This window comes from Alteromonas sp. ABV4_515, assembly GCF_056160345.1.
In genome coordinates this window covers 240,821-257,094 of the sequence record NZ_JBSWWZ010000001.1, presented here as the reverse complement: position 1 = coordinate 257,094, position 16,274 = coordinate 240,821, and the positions used below count along the sequence as shown (strand labels likewise).

Here is a 16,274-nt window from a genome sequence, read left to right as displayed (position 1 = left end):
GGATTGATATCCCGCTTTTTTTATTTCCAAAATAAGCCTGACTGAGATAGGGTTATTCCACACACAAAAGGAATAATAATATGCGAACTCAGCTTCTCTCTGCTGCCGTACTTCTGGCACTGTCTTCATTTTCTCACGCTAAAACGGATGTTTCCGAAGCCGCGAATGCAATCGAAAAAGATGTCATTCAATGGCGTCATCATTTTCATGAACATCCTGAATTGTCTAACCGCGAGTACGACACCGCAAAATATGTGGCCAAATATCTGAAGGGGCTGGGGCTTAAGGTTCAAACTGGCGTTGCAAAAACCGGTGTGGTTGCTGTGTTAGATAGTGGTAAGCCCGGTCCGGTTGTGGCTTTGCGTGCCGACATGGATGGATTACCTGTGCCAGAAGAAAACGATCTCTCATGGCGCTCTAAAGTGAAAGGGGAGTACAACGGTAAGGAAGTGCCAGTGATGCATGCCTGCGGCCACGACACCCACATGGCTATGTTGATGGGGGCTGCAAAAATTCTTACCGATATGAAAGACGAGCTGCGAGGACAGGTTAAATTTATCTTCCAGCCTGCTGAAGAGGGAGCACCTCCTGGAGAGATGGGTGGCGCGGAAGTAATGGTGAAAGAAGGCGTGCTGAAGAACCCTGATGTGGATGTGGTATTTGGTCTGCATATCAGCGCCGGCCTTGATATTGATAAAGTAAGCTACAAGCCCGGCGGTGCAATGGCCGCCGTCGACCCGTTCAAAATTGTTATTCATGGTAAACAGGCCCACGGCGCTTATCCGTGGAAAAGTGTTGATCCCATTGTTACCGCGGCGCAAATGGTGATGTCGCTGCAAACCATCGTTAGCCGAGAGATTAAACTTATCGACGATGCTGCGGTAGTGACGGTGGGCTCCATCCACGGTGGCAACCGCTCTAATATTATTCCAAGGGAAGTCGAGTTGGTTGGGACAATACGCACGTTAGATAAAAAAGCCCGTGAACATGTTTACGAAGCCATGGAGCGAAAGGTAAAAGGCATCGCCGACAGCATGGGCGCCGAAGCCGAGTTAACACTGCCGCTGGATTACAGCTATCCTATTACTTATAACGATCCTGAATTGACCATACAAATGCTGCCCACCTTGCAGCGCACTGCCGGAGAAGACGGTGCGGTGTTGGCAAAAGCGGTGACGGGGGCGGAAGATTTTTCTTTCTACCAGGAGCAGGTGCCGGGATTGTTTCTGTGGGTTGGGGGTAAACCTCTGGATGTGCCGGAAGCCGATGCGCCTGCTCACCACACGCCAGAGTTTTACGTTGATGACAAGGGAATGAAATTAGGTGTTAAATTGCTTACAAATATGACACTGGATTACATGCATCAAGCCAACTAGGTTTCATTGACGAAGTAGTAGAGTCATTGGTAAATGCGTTTATCTCACATTGCAAAATGGTTAGCACTGATAGTGATTGGTGCTGGCCTCAATTGTTTACCTGCACCCTTTATCAGTGATGGAATGACAGCATTAGGATTGCCTATTGCTGCGTTTATTGCTTTAAGTCTACCCTTCACGGTTGCGTTGCCGGCCATCGTGCTGGTGATGGCACCATTATTGGTGCTTCATCCGATTACGCCGGCGCTGTTAATTGTGATGGGGCTGCCTGTGGTGCTTGCCGCATCGCCAAAGCGCGACCTGTTCACCCCTCTCAAAATTGGTATCGGCGTTTACACTCCTGCGGCAGTATTGGTATTGCTTGCGGAGTATTGGTTCTCATATCAACAACTGCCAAACGTTGCGTTTACCGCAGTTTCGGTAACCTGTTTTTGCTTATTAGCATCTATTCTCAGTGCTCATCTGGTGTTTGCTTTTGTGCACATGAAATCGGCAGCGGGGGCATTTCGCAACCACATCAACTTCAAATATTTTTTGGCTTACTGCTTCAGTGCGCTGTTCTTTCTCGCGGTACTCTGCGTCAGTTATGCGTTTATTCATCAACAGCAGTTAAGGCAGCAATATCGTATCGATCTTTACATGACGCAGCGCACCAATGTCATGGCGTCACAGGTCAACGATTTCCTGAAAGACAATCTTGATGCCATTGCGTTTGCCGGCAAGGCGTTAACAGTATTCCCTTCTCCACTTGAACAAGGTAATCAGCAAACGGATAAAATCCTGTCTTCTTTGGCTGACTCGCGCAGTGCGTTTCTCACGTTTCTCACCGCCGACCGTCGCGGCATCATTACTCACGCTTGGCCAGAGGGATTAGTAGAGAAGGCCGCGGCGTCTGGTATGGTCGATGTGTCTGGCCGACCTTATTTTATGGCGGTACAACGCGATCCTCGTCCTTTCGTCTCCAATGCATTTCTTGGTAAAGGTTTTGGTAGCGACCCCATTGTTGCGATGTCGGCCCCAGTTTTAGATTCCCAAGGCGGCATGGCGGGTATCGTTGAAGGGTCGTTGTCACTCAACGCGTTTGATCAATTTGAGGCGACAACCATTAACGGCTTCAATATTGTGGTTGAAGACAGTAAAAATAATATTGTTTATGCCTCATCTGCTCTGCAATTCGATGTATTAAGTCGCTCGCTGGTAGCGCAGTGTGCTGAAAGTTGTCAGCAATTTGTGCATTTCAACAATGAAAAATGGTTAGTTCAGACCAGCGACGTACAACAGTTTGGTTGGCGCGTACGGTTACTGTTCAACTACAAAAATTTCCTCGCATTGACCAACGAGTCTCTGGTGACGGTGGTGAATTTGCTGCTGATATTCGCCATTATCGGGCTAATAGCGGGCGCGGCGATTTCAATTATGCTGAATAAGCCGTTGTTAAATCTGGTCAGGCAATTCGAGGCTTTTGATCTTAAGCAAAAATCGCTTGTACAGCGTGAACATGAAGGGCTACCCATTGTTGAGCTCAAATCCCTTGAAACGGCATTCGAGCGCATGCAAAAGCGCCTACTCGATGCCTATCTTGATTTGGATACCGCCCGAGAGACTCAGCGCCATCTCAACGATGAACTGGCGGGGATGAATAAAACTCTGTCGAGTCGTGTGGCAGAGAAAACTCGCCATCTTGCTTTGGCGCTGCGAGAAGCCGAAGCAGCCAACGTGGCGAAGTCGCAGTTTTTGGCGAATATGTCCCATGAAATTCGCACGCCCATGAACGGCATTATTGGCTCTTGTGAAAACTTACTCGATGGAGATCTCACTAACGATATTCAACGTCGTGTTTCGTTAATTTCCCAGTCTGCCAGCAATCTGCTGATGATCCTCGATAGTATTCTAGACTGGTCTAAAATTGAGGCTGGCAAACTACAGGTAGAGAACGTGGAGTTTTCGGTTCAGGCGGTGCTCGAAGCGAATTTCCATTTGCATCAAACCTCCGCTGAGTTAAAAGGGCTGTCTTCGTCATTTATTTGTACCAGCCCGCTGCCACAAGCGGTGTCGGGTGACATGGGTAAGCTGAGTCAGATCGTGAATAATCTGCTCAGCAATGCAGTGAAATTCACTGACAATGGGTCGGTAAATCTCCATGTTGGTTTCCATGAAAATACCCTTACACTGACGGTGGAAGATACCGGGGTAGGCATCGCAGAAGATAAAATTGAAACGGTGTTTGAACAGTTTGCGCAGGCCGACTCCTCGATTACCCGCATATATGGCGGCACGGGGTTGGGGTTGGCCATTACGCGCAAACTGGTTGAGCTAATGGATGGCGAGATAACGGTGCATTCTACGCCGGGTGAGGGCGCTCGCTTTACGGTAGTGCTACCGTTAACCGCAGTGAAAGGCGAGGTCGCCCCATCTGCTGCAACGGAGCTACAACTGCCAGATGGCTTGCGTATTCTGGTTGTTGAAGACAATGATATTAATGCGCAAATCGTTATCGACATGCTTAAGCGTCAGCAAGTGAAGTGTGTACGAGTGAGAAATGGGCTCGAAGCACTCAAGGCGCTGAGGCAACTGAGATTTGATATTGTGTTGATGGACTGCCAGATGCCTGAAATGGATGGTTTCGAGGCGACCCGACAAATCAGAAGCTGGACCAGCGAAAAGTCCGGCACTCCCATCGTGGCATTAACGGCAAATGCGTTTGCTGAAGATCAGGCCGCCTGTTTGGCGGCCGGAATGGATGCTTATTTAAGTAAACCGGTCAAGCGCCGGGAGTTGACGAACGTTTTGGCCTATGTTCACCAAACTTATTGCGGTTCTACCGGTGGCTGAACATCTTTGGCTGATTTCTTATTGGGGTTGCCCATAAAATAAAGCGCCAGGTAGCCTAGTAGGCCAGAAACCAATGAGCCAGCAAGAATACCTAGCCTTTCATCAAACGCTTTCTCGGTGCCGCCAAATGCCAAAGAGCCAATAAACAGACTCATGGTAAAGCCCACACCACAAAGCAACGCACAGCCATAAATGTGTTTAAAATCTAAATCATCGGGCAAGTTTGCAAACCCAAGTTTTACCGATAGCCATGAAAAACTAAACACGCCGAGTTGCTTACCAATAATCAAACCAAAGAACACACCAATGGTAACCGGGTGGGTGAGTGCATCGGCTTCCATCTCGGCGAAATTAATCCCGGCGTTTGCGAACGCAAAGAGTGGCAGGATCACAAAACTCACGCTGCTGTTAAGGCTATGCTCCAGTCGGATTACCGGTGAATAGCTCGCGTCTTTTTTATCTCGCATGGGTATGAAAGCCGCCAGAACAACACCGGCCAATGTGGCATGAACACCCGACTTCAACATGGCCGCCCACAATACCAGGCCAATCAATACATAGGGGGGAATGTCAGTAACGTTGCGACGATTCATCCAAAACAAAATAGGGATACAAACCGCAGCTACAATGAGCGCCGAAACAGAAATGTTATCGGTATAAAACAGCGCGATAATGGCAATGGCGCCAATGTCGTCGATGATGGCCAATGTAACCAGGAATATTTTTAAGCTGGCAGGTACTTTACTGCCCAGCAGCGCCATGATGCCAAGCGCAAAAGCGATATCAGTGGCAGCGGGAATGGCCCAACCTTCCATGGCATCTTTTGCGCCCCAGGTGAGCGCGAGATAAATAGCCACCGGAACAACCATACCTCCGATAGCGCCAGCGGCGGGAAGGACAATGTCTTTAGGGTGTGATAGACCGCCTTCAGTCACGGCCCGTTTTAATTCCAGCCCTACGTGGAAAAAGAATATGGCCATCAGGCCGTCGTTAATCCACAACAACAAAGGCTTATCAATTTCGAAACTACCGGCAGCAACGGTGACTTTCATGGCCAGAAAATCGTTGTACTGACCATACAGGCCGGTATTGGCGATAACCAGGGCGAGAATCGTAGCGCCCATGAGAATGATACCTGCTGAAGCGTCTCGTTTAAGAAAATCCTGTACGTCGGAAACGAGTTCGCCGAGAACCTCTTCAACCCCGGTTTTTGCCATTTGCTTACTCCACGTTAAGTAATGCCTTTTGAAATGCCTGTGCCGCGAGACTAATTTGACGGTGCTTTACCGTCACAGCTTGCCAGTGATTCACCAGAGGAAAGTCTTTTACCTTCAGCACCTTCACACTGTCTGGCGGTGTGTGTGCCAATGTATGTTCAGACAAAATGGCAAGTCCCAGCCCGGAGGTAACGGCAAGTCTAATTGCTTCGTTACTTTCGATAATCATAGAGTTGGGAAATACCAGTCCTTTGGAATCACAGTAATCCTGAATCGCGCGACGTGTTCCGCTACCGTATTCGCGTAATAAGAATTTATGATCCATAAGGGCTTTTAGATCACAGTTATCAGGCCCGTCGTAGTCGGGGGGAGCAATAACAACCAGCTTGTTTTGCAAAAATGGCGTACAAACCAGGTTGTCATCCTGCGGTGGCTGACTAAAAATATAGACATCATCACGATTGTGGCGCATGCGATCGATAATATCCGCGCGGTTACCCACAATAAAACGCACTTCAATATTGGGGTGCTGTTTGCAAAACGGGCTGAGGATAGGCGGAACCACATATTTTGCTGTGGTGACGACAGCCAGTTTTAATGTGCCGATTTCTACCCCTTTAAGCGCATGAATCTGACTTTCAAGTCGCGATTGTGAGCCCAGCACTTCCTGCGCACATTGATACACCGCTTCACCGGCCTCGGTCATTTTAAGCTGGCCGTAGGTTTGTTCGAATAAGGGCATACCCACAATACCGCTGAGCTTTTTTAATTGCAGAGATACAGTAGGCTGAGAAAGTGAAAGCGCAGAAGAGGCAGCAGTGATAGAACCGTGGTCTACAATACTTTGAAATACTTCCAGCAGACGAAACGTTAATGATTGCATTTAAACTCCACGGTTCTTGCTTTAGAAGACAGAATAACTATTTATAGTAATAAAATATCCTTATGGATTCATTTATTAAACCCTTATCGTCGCAGGTTTAGTGGGTATTATCAGATTTTGTGCTAAAATCGCGTGCTTTCTGATCCAGCTGCCTGAAAAATAACCGGTAGGGGTCTATTCAAAGTCTAAAACCATGGGGAGTCATACGATGGCTAAAGTTGCTATTGTCATGGGATCTACGTCTGACTGGCCGACGATGCAAAATGCGGCACAAATGCTTAAATCTTTTGGCGTTGAGTTCGAAGCGAAAGTGGTGTCTGCTCACCGTACACCAAACCTGTTGGTGGATTTCGCAGAAACTGCCCATGAAATGGGATTCAGCTGTATTATTGCAGGAGCGGGCGGTGCTGCTCACTTGCCTGGCATGATTGCCGCTCACACTCACCTGCCTGTATTCGGCTGCCCGGTAAAATCCAAAGCCCTTAACGGTATCGATTCTTTGCTGTCTATTGTACAAATGCCGAAAGGCGTTGCAGTAGGCACGCTGGCGATTGGCGAAGCGGGTGCGGCGAATGCGGGTCTGTTAGCAGCGCAGGTTGTAGCACTGCAAGACGAAGCTGTGCGTGATGCGGTTATTGCCTTTAGAAAAACACAAACAGAAACAGTACTGAGCAACGGTAATCTGGAGCTTGATGCATGAGAGTATTGGTATACGGCGCAGGTCAGTTAGCGCAAATGATGTATCTGGCGGGTTGCCCGCTAGGTATTGAAGTGCAGGCTGTAGATGTCGGTAACGATACCGTGGTACACCCTGTTAGTAAGCGTCCTCTAGACACCAGTCTGGCACAGGCAATTGAGTCGGCTGATGCACTGACGGTGGAATTTGAACACGTTCCCGAGCGTTTGTTGGAAGAAGCCAGTAAAACAGAAAAACTGTATCCCTCAATGAATGCCATTCTGGTGGGGGCCGACCGAGTGCGCGAAAAGCGCCTGCTGGACGCGCTGAATGTGCCTAATGCCGCCCATCAGGTTGTGACTTACATCGATGAGCTGGAAGATTGTGTATCTGCACTGGGCGATAAACTGATTATCAAAGCCAGCCGTGACGGCTACGACGGTTACGGCCAGTGGCGTTTGTTGGATGAAGGTCAGTTACCAGAAATCAAGCAGGCGCTAAGCAACCTGGATCTAACCGCGGTACCGCTGGTGGTTGAGCAAATGGTGAATTTCGACCGCGAGCTTTCTTTAGTTGGCGTGCGCGACAAAGACGGCGATATCAAAGTGTATCCGCTGGCAGAAAATCTGCACCACCAAGGCCAGCTGCATGTATCTGTTGCGCCTGCACCTCATGTATCGGAAGCCCTGCAGAAAAAAGCCGAAGAGATTTTCCGGGTGCTGGCAGAAGGCATGAACTACGTGGGTGTACTGGCGGTAGAAATGTTCCAGTGTGGCAACGAATTGTTGGTTAATGAGTTAGCGCCTCGCGTGCACAACTCTGGTCACTGGAGTATGAGTGGCAGCGATACCAGCCAGTTTGAAAATCATTTGCGTGCAGTGGTTGGCTTGCCATTAGGTGATACCAGTGCCCGTGGTCCGAGTGCTATGGTGAATATTATCGGTTGCAGTAGTTTCTCCCGGGATCTGCTGAAAATTTCTGGGTGTCATCTGCACTGGTACGGTAAAACAGTGCGTGAGAAGCGTAAAATGGGTCACATCAACGTGACTGCTGATTCTTATCACGCGCTGGGCGAGAAACTTGAGGCACTGTGTCAGTACGTGCCAAACGAGTATTTTCCTAAGCTGGGTAAAGAAGCGCGTAAATTAAAACAGATAGAAGCTTGACAGCCGGGCTTCTATCGCTAGAATACGCATCCGCTGTTCGCAGCGAGTTTTAGAGAGTGTGCCGACTTAGCTCAGTTGGTAGAGCAACTGACTTGTAATCAGTAGGTCGCCAGTTCGATTCCGGCAGTCGGCACCATTCTCTCCCTGTCACTTCCTGGTTTTTCATAAGCACATTTGCTCCCTCTGACTAGCGGACGAGTTTATTCCCCACTAGCTCCTGTCAACGCACACACTTACAACTGTCCAGTTGCAATTTAATTAACGATTCTATGCTTTTTACCCGTACTTCTATTTAATCCCCCCCATGGGAATAGGAAGTAAACACTAGAATAATAGTTGTGTACTTTAAAAATTAAATCCAATATATTAATTCTAGGATTTAGAAACAAGGATTAGTTATGAGAAACTTATTGTATTGTATTGTATTTGTGTGTAATCGGATTTACCGAAGCGTGTGATAATGTTGTTCCAAACACATCTGCAAAATTTCAAACAGAAATGAATGCGAAGTGTGTGAGAATAAGCAATATTAATCCCCAAAAAACGAGTTTTATAGCTGACCCAAGTTTTTTTCACAATTCAGCTTATAAGGTCATAGTTAAAACTCCGGATGGAACAGTGATTCTGGAAAAAAGTGTTTTAGCAAATTCGCCGCCGATTGCAGAAATTCTCAATACACGTTTTAGTACAAGTATTGATATCCAGATCATCCCTTTCACCCAAGGGGTTATTAATAAATTTAAAATTTTTAGTGATTACAATTACGAAGCAGAAGAATCACTAATTTATATATCTCATTTTTCTGAAGAGAAGATTACTCCACCTCCTATATGCCGAACTTGTGTTATTCAATCTGAGCCTTCACCAGCTAACTCTTTTAATTATGATTTTTATTCAGTAGACAGTGTTTCTGAGGCTAGTCAATGTAATGATGGCAACAGACCTCCTACATCTCCGCCTGTAGATGCTCAGGGTAATGAGATGGATATTAATCAATTTCTTCGCGATACTCACTTGTGGAAGGAAAAGATTGACATTGTATTGCCTAACCCAATAACAAATATAGCTGCGACCGTCTTTCGATCGATAAGCTTGCATGAAGAAGGGGGGGCTCTCGATCTCGCGCATGGTCAAAACTCCAGATACTCAGGGAATGCCGAGATGGGAAATTTTTTGTACGCCATCAGTTTGCGAGCTATGGGGTACAGTGAAAGCGCCATACATCGGCTTTCCGCAGCTTATCAAGCTAGAACGACCATAGGTGAGTGGAATTTCGAGTCGGCGACACAAGCTGCAGTCAATTTTGCCATGAACGAAGGTGATCCACCCGAAGATACAGCAATGCTCACACGGGCGATTCGTTATCATGATGAAGTCTTCTTGAATAACCAGTCCTCATCGTCGTCGCTTTCATGTATTGATATGGAAACGACTGGCGGATCTTCCGGGTCTCAGAATCCGGGTACTGGTGGAGGAGGTGAAGGCACGCCTGTACCGTCAACATTTACACCTGGCGTTATTATAAACGGCACTAATTGGTGCTTTAGACAATCTGGCTTTCCTACATATTGCTGGTTTGAACCGCACTGATATTAAGCGAATCTGATATGAATATTTTTAAAAAAATACTGTTGTTGAGCGCGTCATTCTGTCTCATTGCTTGTGAGGGAAACCCGTCATTCACCGAGATGAAAGAGAATTTCTATGCACACAAGGATGCATTCCGGCAAACGGCCGTTGCGGCATGTGAATTGGGTAAAACTGATACGCCGCTAAAATACGCTGACGGCAGTTATTACTATAATCCTGAAAAAATCGCCGCAGAATACCGACTTGATACTTTAGATAATTTGTTAAGCGAAATGGGCGCTTATGATCTCAAGTATAAAGCCAACGCTTCGGGACAGTGTTCACTGATCGTTGGCTTTTATGCAAATGTTTTAGGTGGTGACGGTGTTTCCTATAAATACACGTATCGCAAAGAGCAGGTTGTGCCTTACGATGAGCAAAGGGACACATTCGAGAACTCAGTAGAAATAATGAAGCAGCAAGGACAACACGCCTTCGATATGCCGCTGGAAAACGACTGGTATTTTTCTTTTCTTATAACCTGAGTCCAGCAGTGCGCCTAGCTTTCCTCTGAATAATAGGTTGAGGGAAGCTAAAGCGCACCCCCTATCTTAAAAAAAGACTTGAGCGTGTATTCAAATCGCAACATTGCTTCTATCTTTGCATTCCTTGCAGTAAATCAAACCCCATACATTGCCAAAAATCGCTATTCATCTATGATGTAATAACTTTGTTATGACGCACGGAGTGCATAGTGACGTTAACCTATCGTGGAATTACAGGCTTTTTTGTTTTTTTATTAAGTTTGCCGGTGCTGGCAAACGCTTCCATTCACTTTACCGACACCTGGGCCCGAGCTACTTTTCCCATGGCTGAAACCGGGGCTGTGTATACCACCTTGATGAATCATTCACAGCAGTCGCTTACTTTGGTTTCCGTTAGCGTGCCTGAGGCCGTTGCTGCCAGCGCTGAAATTCATTCCACCACGATGTCTGAAGGCATGATGAAAATGCGTGAGCTGGAAAACGGCATTGAACTGAAACCTCACGGACACGCCACGCTGCAGCCCGGCGGCCAGCACATTATGCTTGTGGGGTTGAAAGAAGGTCTTGAGCCAGGTACCTCATTTACCCTTACGCTGCATTTTAGTGATGGCAGCCAGCAATCGCTGGAAGTGCCTGTTAAAGACGACAGTGGTGACGATGACGCAATGGGTAAGCATCATCACTGATTGAATTCTTTAATCCTTTTAATCGATTAATTCTGCGTGATTTAATCTTTAATTTGGATTTATAATTCAGTCATCAAATTCAAAGCATCAAATTTAAGCACTGGTCAGGAGATCAAAATGAGCAAAATCGATATTGGTATTTCAGAAAGCGACCGTCAGGAAGTTGCGGAAGGCTTAAAAAAGTTATTAGCTGACTCGTACACATTGTATCTGCAAACTCACAATTTCCATTGGAACGTAACCGGTCCGCAATTCCGCGAACTGCATCTGATGTTTGAAGAACACTATACCGAGCTGGCGACAGCAGTTGATGATATTGCAGAGCGTATTCGAACGCTGGGCGTGGCCGCACCAGGAACTTACAAGGCGTTTGTCGAACTAAGCTCGATTGCTGAGGTAGAGGGTGTGCCTGAAGCCACTGAAATGGTACGCTTACTGACACAAGGCCATGAGGCTGTTGTAAAAACGTGTCGCAGTGTGCTGAAACTGGCACAAGATGCAGATGATGAATCTTCGGTTGCCCTTGTTTCAGACCGTATGCGTGTACATGAAAAAACCGCATGGATGTTACGAGCGACGCTACCTCAATAAGGCTGTCGTAAAACGACAGAAACAGTACATGAAAAAAACATGGAAATATTCACTGTGCCTGGCCTCTGTGCTGGGCACAGCTTTTTCAGTTCAGGCAGCAGATCTGAAAATCGAAGAACTGTCTACCGAGCTGACAAACCCTTGGGGCATGGTGTTTTTACCTGACGGAAAATTGGTTATCACCGAAAGACCAGGCAATATCCGCACTTACGATAACAAGGCGGGCCTGAGTGCACCGCTAAAAAACGTGCCTGAGGTGGTTGCATCGGGGCAGGGCGGAATGCTTGGCATAACCGCAGATCCAAATTTTGCCGAGAACAATAAAATTTACTTTTGTTACAGCAAACCGGGCGACGGCGGCAGCAGTACTGGTGTTAGCAGTGCTGTACTCAAGGGCGATGCACTGACCGACGTAAAAGATATTTTTACCCAGTATCCGCTGGTGGATAACGGTTTCCATTTTGGCTGCCGACTGGCGTTCGATGCCGATGGTCATCTGTTCGTGAGTTTGGGCGAGCGTTATGCACATATGAAAGAAGCCCAGAATCTGGATAATCATCTGGGTAAAGTGGTGCGGATTTGGCCTGATGGTTCGGTGCCGGAAGATAATCCGTTTACCGACGGTAAAGCGCCTGAAGTCTATAGCTACGGCCACCGTAACGTGCAGGGCCTGACTATTCACCCGCAGACTGGCGCGGTGTGGGAAATGGAGCATGGTCCGAAGGGCGGCGACGAAATCAACCTGCTGGGCAAGGGGAACAACTACGGCTGGCCGGTGATCACTTACGGTATCGATTACAGCGGCTCCATTATTTCTGATAAAACTGAAATGGAAGGCATGGAACAGCCTGTGCTGTATTGGGACCCATCTATCGCACCCAGCGGTATGGCGTTTTATCACGGTGACAAGTTTCCTGAGTGGGAAGGGGATTTATTAGTGGGTTCGCTAAAATTCACCCACTTACGCCATGTCGATATGGATAACGGTAAACCTGGTGAACAAACTGAGTATTTCCGCGACCGTAAAGAGCGCATTCGCGATGTGGTTGTAGGTCCTAAAGGGTATATCTATATGCTGACAGACTCGCCAGATGGCAAACTGCTGAAAGTGAGTCCAGCGAAATAACTCGCTAGGAAAATACAAAAAACACCGCTCAATTGAGCGGTGTTTTTATTTGTACTGACTTCATTGAGTCGTTACTCAGGTTTCGCCTGCACATACAGTTCGCCGTCGTACAGCCCCTGAATGGTCAGCTTCTGGCTGGCCAGCGAACGCAGATAATCAATGTGTTCCTGTAAAATACGCTGGCCGGGAATGATAAGCGGAATGCCCGGTGGATAAGGCGTGACCAGACCTGCCGCGATGCGACCCGCACTCTCTTGCCAGGGGATTGGTTCGCGCTTACCAAAGAAGGCCGTGGAAGGCAGCATTTCCAGACTGATGGCAGGAATGCTCGAAGGGATAGCCGGTCGGCTCTTGCTACGATTCAGGCTTGCCTTGCCCTGGTCCAGCTTCTTCAGTGCATTGTACAAACGCACTATCTTCGAACGCATACCGCCAAGGGTCAGCAGAACCAGAATGGTGCTGTGGGTGAACTTCTCAATTTCCAGGCCCACTTCATCCATCAGGAAGCGATGAATTTCCTGATTAGAGTACGACAGCGCAGACACATCGATGAGGATCTTCAGTGGGTCATGACCAATGTTATCCTGCTCAAAATGATCAAATGCCTGGGCAAAATCCTTGGCTTCCAGAATGCGAATGCGGCTGAAGCGTGCAACTTGTTCTTTCAGTTCAGCCACATTGCTCAGCAACTCGTTAATAATTTTGTAGCCTTCCATTTCTAACTGCTGACGGCACACGTCTAGCGAGGCTATTAGCTGATACTTCGGCGAGGTACTGGTATGAATACTGTAGATTTCTTTAAAGAAGTCTTCGTCGAAATCTGGATCGTTCACGTGAATAAACGAGGCCTGAGAAAACGCTGAAACCACTTTGTGTGCCGAGTGCGTCACGTAGTCCGCGCCAGCGTAAATGGCGGAGTAAGGACGCAACTGCGGATGAAACAGCGAATAGGCGAACCAGGCTTCATCAATGAATACCTTTATGCCGTAGGAATGCGCCAGTTCAACCACCTGGCGCAGATCGGTGAGCAGGCCGTCATAGGTACAACCGGTAAGCACCACCAGTTTGGCATCCTGGTTCTCTTCAATTAGCTCTTTTAGCTGAGACAAACGCGGCGGTGAGAAAATACCGAAATCCGGATTAAATACGCTATCCAGATACACCGGCATGGCGCGGGCCTGCACAATGCCGTAGTGCACCGACTTGTGACAGTTACGGTCGGCAATTACTTTGTCGCCTTCTCGCAGCAGGGTTTGCAGAATAATTTTGTTCGACGTAGACGAGCCGTTGGTGACGAAATAAGAGTGGCGTACTTCAAAGGTCGTCGCCAATGCCGACTGGGCCCGGCCAATAGCATGGGTGCCGTCAGACAGTGAACCCAGGGAATCCACACTCACCGACAAGTCGCTGACAAACACGTTGCGGCCGAAAAAGCGGTAAAAATCGCTGATGTACGGTGAGTTACGGAAACTCGCGCCGCCGCTGTGCCCCGGCGTATGCCAGGAATCGTTGGCTTCCAGTACATACTCTTTGTAGGCGGTCCAGAACGGGGTTTCGTTTCGGTCATCAAAATCGTTGATGATGTAGCCGAGAATCGACTCCGGATCGGAAATAATGTCGTTGCGGTAAAAGAACGACTCCATCCCCGTGGTCTGGTTTACAATGTCCAGGCCTTTAATGGCATCGCCCAGCACATATACAGGCAGTTCAGGGCGAATGTTTTTAATCGCCTCAATCACTACGGCATTGTTCTGCACCTTACCGTTGCCGCTCTCGCCAATCTCGAAGGCTTTCACCTCGGTGTCCCAGCTGAAAACAACAGCCTGAATATCACCATCATTGTGAACAATTTCCAGTGCGCTCTGGACCCTGTCAGCCTCAACAACCGTGAGTTCGATATCCGGGCGATCGAACAGTTCCGTGGTAGAGCGAATGCTGGTGGCAAGTTGTTCCAGCAGTTCTGCTGAATCTTCAATGATAAGAATTTTTAGTTGCGGCAACATAGAAAAAGGCAAGTACCGTTTGAAATAATAAGATTCTCAGTGTAACGCTGATGAGCAAGCTTGTCAGTCTTGCTTTTGTGACTTGCGCACCCATATCATTGAGCAAATGTTTTAACAGGCGAAATACGCATGGATAATTTAGTAGCGAACAATACAGTTGATATTACTCCGGAGAATTTTCAGCAGGTGATCCTGGTAGATTCCAAAGAGAAAATCGTCCTGGTCGACTTCTGGGCCGAGTGGAGTGAAGAGAGCAAAGCGGTGTCTCCGATACTCGCCAAAATCGCTTCCGAACATCGCGATAATTTAATCCTGGCGCGCGTTGACTGTGACCGTCAGCAGGAAGTGGCTGCGCAGTTTGGTATTCGCAGCCTGCCAACCGTGATGGTGGTTAAAGACGGCCAGCCAGTCGACGGTTTTGCAGGCCCCCAAGCCGAAGAACAAATTCGCGAGTTCCTGAGTAAGTATCTGCCAAATCCGGAAGACGAGTTTTTGGCAAAAGCCGGTGAAGCCATTTATGAAGGTGACTATGCCGCTGCATTTCCGTTTGCGAAACAGGCTTTCGAGCTTAACGAAAGCAACGTGAATGCGAAGTACATGTATATCGATTGCTTAATCGAAACGGGTTCAATTGATGTGGCGAAAACCCTGCTGGAAACCATCACGATGGTGGATCAAGACAGCCGCTACCAGACCATGCTGGGTAAAGTAGAACTGGCAGAACAGGCGGCAGAGTCGCCGGAAATTCAGCAGCTTACCGCGCAGGTAGAAGCGGAGCCAGATAATCTGCAGGTTAAAGTTGAACTGGCGGTACAACTGCAACAGGCACATAAATCGGCTGAAGCCTTGTCGCTGCTTTTCTCGGTATTGCAAAAAGATCTGAATTTCGGTGAAGCGAAAAAGTTGATGCTGGATATGGTGAATGCATTGCCCGATGGCGACAGCTTGAAGTCCGAATACCGCAGAAAAGTTTACAGCTTACTTTACTGATTATCGTTTTTGGGTTGGTAAGGCGTGAAACCATAGCCTTCCAGCCAACACAATGCTTCAAAGTAGCTGGTAAAATAGGCGCGCTCGTAGCCAGGATCGGCCATTTCGGTTCTAAGGTGCGGGTGCGTTCGTTCAATCTGGGCGCGTTTGACCATACCCGGCTCTAGCACATAAGCCGAATGTGTCATTCCCATAGAAATATTCTTCTTGATGGCAGCAGCCAGCACATTCTGACAATCGGGCGTAGATAACACCCAGCGCCGTCCATCAATAATTGCCCCCCAGGGCTCACCGCGCATTGTCTGCGCAAGCCGGTGCATATCTTCTGTCATCGCCTCGGCAGTGGCTTTATTCCAAGCGCCGGTAGCGAATATTTCGAGTAGATTACCGGAAATGTCCAGGGCATAGTGGCCCTGTAGCGGGAATCTCATGATTTAGTCCTTTAAAGGTGAACTACACTATTGATATAGCAGATTTTCCCCGCTTTACAAATTAACTCTTTTGGTCTTATCCCATTGAGCTTAGGTTAATTTATACAAAAATAATATGGCTAAGAGCCAGCTTGTCTTATTTTTGCGCATAAAACAGATGATCAACAGGCGAGATCTTTGGTA

At 47.7% G+C, this 16,274-nt stretch carries 14 protein-coding genes and 1 tRNA gene; 11 read left to right on the top strand and 4 right to left on the bottom strand.

Annotated features, from left to right (window positions below):
* The first annotated feature begins 80 nt into the window (after positions 1–80).
* Positions 81–1,376, top strand: coding sequence for an amidohydrolase (locus tag ACXAGX_RS01065; protein WP_474822078.1), 1,296 nt, complete (start codon positions 81–83; stop codon positions 1,374–1,376).
* Between the two features lie 33 nt (positions 1,377–1,409).
* Positions 1,410–4,208 (top strand): ATP-binding protein, encoded by a 2,799-nt coding sequence (locus ACXAGX_RS01060; protein WP_474836029.1) that lies wholly within the window; start codon positions 1,410–1,412, stop codon positions 4,206–4,208.
* Here the strand turns inward: ACXAGX_RS01060 and nhaA are convergent.
* Both nhaA and ACXAGX_RS01050 read right to left on the bottom strand, forming a co-directional pair.
* On the bottom strand, positions 4,184–5,425 hold the full coding sequence (nhaA, locus tag ACXAGX_RS01055; RefSeq protein ID WP_474822070.1) for a Na+/H+ antiporter NhaA: 1,242 nt from the start codon (positions 5,423–5,425) through the stop codon (positions 4,184–4,186). The genes ACXAGX_RS01060 and nhaA overlap by 25 nt on opposite strands.
* A gap of 4 nt (positions 5,426–5,429) precedes the next feature.
* Positions 5,430–6,308, bottom strand: a complete 879-nt coding sequence (locus ACXAGX_RS01050; protein WP_474836027.1) for a LysR family transcriptional regulator — start codon at positions 6,306–6,308, stop codon at positions 5,430–5,432.
* 208 nt (positions 6,309–6,516) lie between these two features.
* On the opposite strand from ACXAGX_RS01050, the gene purE reads away from it, so the two are divergent.
* The 8 genes from purE to ACXAGX_RS01010 all read left to right on the top strand — a co-directional run bounded on the left by purE (position 6,517) and on the right by ACXAGX_RS01010 (position 12,667).
* The gene (purE, locus tag ACXAGX_RS01045; protein WP_474822065.1) at positions 6,517–7,008 is read left to right on the top strand and encodes a 5-(carboxyamino)imidazole ribonucleotide mutase; all 492 of its coding nucleotides are present in this window, start codon (positions 6,517–6,519) and stop codon (positions 7,006–7,008) included.
* The gene (locus tag ACXAGX_RS01040) at positions 7,005–8,150 is read left to right on the top strand and encodes a 5-(carboxyamino)imidazole ribonucleotide synthase (RefSeq protein WP_474822061.1); all 1,146 of its coding nucleotides are present in this window, start codon (positions 7,005–7,007) and stop codon (positions 8,148–8,150) included. Before purE ends, ACXAGX_RS01040 begins: the two co-directional genes overlap by 4 nt.
* 60 nt (positions 8,151–8,210) lie before the next feature.
* Positions 8,211–8,286 (top strand) — tRNA-Thr (locus tag ACXAGX_RS01035).
* 377 nt (positions 8,287–8,663) lie between these two features.
* A complete protein-coding gene (locus ACXAGX_RS01030) occupies positions 8,664–9,740 on the top strand; it encodes a polymorphic toxin type 44 domain-containing protein (protein WP_474822057.1) in 1,077 nt (358 codons plus the stop codon).
* A 17-nt stretch (positions 9,741–9,757) separates the two neighbouring features.
* Positions 9,758–10,264, top strand: coding sequence for a hypothetical protein (locus ACXAGX_RS01025; RefSeq protein WP_474822054.1), 507 nt, complete (start codon positions 9,758–9,760; stop codon positions 10,262–10,264).
* A gap of 209 nt (positions 10,265–10,473) precedes the next feature.
* Entirely contained in the window at positions 10,474–10,950 is a 477-nt protein-coding gene (locus ACXAGX_RS01020; protein WP_474822052.1) for a copper chaperone PCu(A)C, read from the top strand.
* Positions 10,951–11,067: 117 nt separating this feature from the next.
* Positions 11,068–11,541 carry a Dps family protein gene (locus ACXAGX_RS01015; protein WP_474822048.1) on the top strand — a complete coding sequence of 158 codons (474 nt, stop codon included), beginning with the start codon at positions 11,068–11,070 and terminating at the stop codon, positions 11,539–11,541.
* Between the two features lie 28 nt (positions 11,542–11,569).
* Complete coding sequence (locus tag ACXAGX_RS01010) at positions 11,570–12,667, top strand: PQQ-dependent sugar dehydrogenase (RefSeq protein ID WP_474822044.1); 1,098 nt, start codon at positions 11,570–11,572, stop codon at positions 12,665–12,667.
* A 71-nt stretch (positions 12,668–12,738) separates the two neighbouring features.
* On the opposite strand, the gene ACXAGX_RS01005 is transcribed toward ACXAGX_RS01010, so the two are convergent.
* The gene (locus tag ACXAGX_RS01005; protein ID WP_474822040.1) at positions 12,739–14,670 is read right to left on the bottom strand and encodes an aminotransferase class V-fold PLP-dependent enzyme; all 1,932 of its coding nucleotides are present in this window, start codon (positions 14,668–14,670) and stop codon (positions 12,739–12,741) included.
* Between the two features lie 129 nt (positions 14,671–14,799).
* Here ACXAGX_RS01005 and ACXAGX_RS01000 point away from each other — a divergent pair, with 129 nt between their 5' ends.
* Positions 14,800–15,660, top strand: coding sequence for a tetratricopeptide repeat protein (locus ACXAGX_RS01000; RefSeq protein ID WP_474836025.1), 861 nt, complete (start codon positions 14,800–14,802; stop codon positions 15,658–15,660).
* Here ACXAGX_RS01000 and ACXAGX_RS00995 read toward each other — a convergent pair.
* Complete coding sequence (locus ACXAGX_RS00995; protein WP_474836023.1) at positions 15,654–16,091, bottom strand: hypothetical protein; 438 nt, start codon at positions 16,089–16,091, stop codon at positions 15,654–15,656. The genes ACXAGX_RS01000 and ACXAGX_RS00995 overlap by 7 nt on opposite strands.
* Between the last annotated feature and the right edge of the window lie 183 nt (positions 16,092–16,274).

Bases quoted from the DNA above. Each gene is read 5' to 3' on its own strand.
- ACXAGX_RS01000 (WP_474836025.1), top strand. From the start codon at position 14,800: ATGGATAATTTAGTAGCGAACAATACAGTTGATATTACTCCGGAGAAT.
- purE (WP_474822065.1), top strand. From the start codon at position 6,517: ATGGCTAAAGTTGCTATTGTCATGGGATCTACGTCTGACTGGCCGACG.
- nhaA (WP_474822070.1), bottom strand. From the start codon at position 5,425: ATGGCAAAAACCGGGGTTGAAGAGGTTCTCGGCGAACTCGTTTCCGAC.
- ACXAGX_RS01065 (WP_474822078.1), top strand. From the start codon at position 81: ATGCGAACTCAGCTTCTCTCTGCTGCCGTACTTCTGGCACTGTCTTCA.
- ACXAGX_RS01025 (WP_474822054.1), top strand. From the start codon at position 9,758: ATGAATATTTTTAAAAAAATACTGTTGTTGAGCGCGTCATTCTGTCTC.
- ACXAGX_RS01060 (WP_474836029.1), top strand. From the start codon at position 1,410: ATGCGTTTATCTCACATTGCAAAATGGTTAGCACTGATAGTGATTGGT.
- ACXAGX_RS01015 (WP_474822048.1), top strand. From the start codon at position 11,068: ATGAGCAAAATCGATATTGGTATTTCAGAAAGCGACCGTCAGGAAGTT.
- ACXAGX_RS00995 (WP_474836023.1), bottom strand. From the start codon at position 16,091: ATGAGATTCCCGCTACAGGGCCACTATGCCCTGGACATTTCCGGTAAT.
- ACXAGX_RS01040 (WP_474822061.1), top strand. From the start codon at position 7,005: ATGAGAGTATTGGTATACGGCGCAGGTCAGTTAGCGCAAATGATGTAT.
- ACXAGX_RS01005 (WP_474822040.1), bottom strand. From the start codon at position 14,670: ATGTTGCCGCAACTAAAAATTCTTATCATTGAAGATTCAGCAGAACTG.
- ACXAGX_RS01050 (WP_474836027.1), bottom strand. From the start codon at position 6,308: ATGCAATCATTAACGTTTCGTCTGCTGGAAGTATTTCAAAGTATTGTA.
- ACXAGX_RS01010 (WP_474822044.1), top strand. From the start codon at position 11,570: ATGAAAAAAACATGGAAATATTCACTGTGCCTGGCCTCTGTGCTGGGC.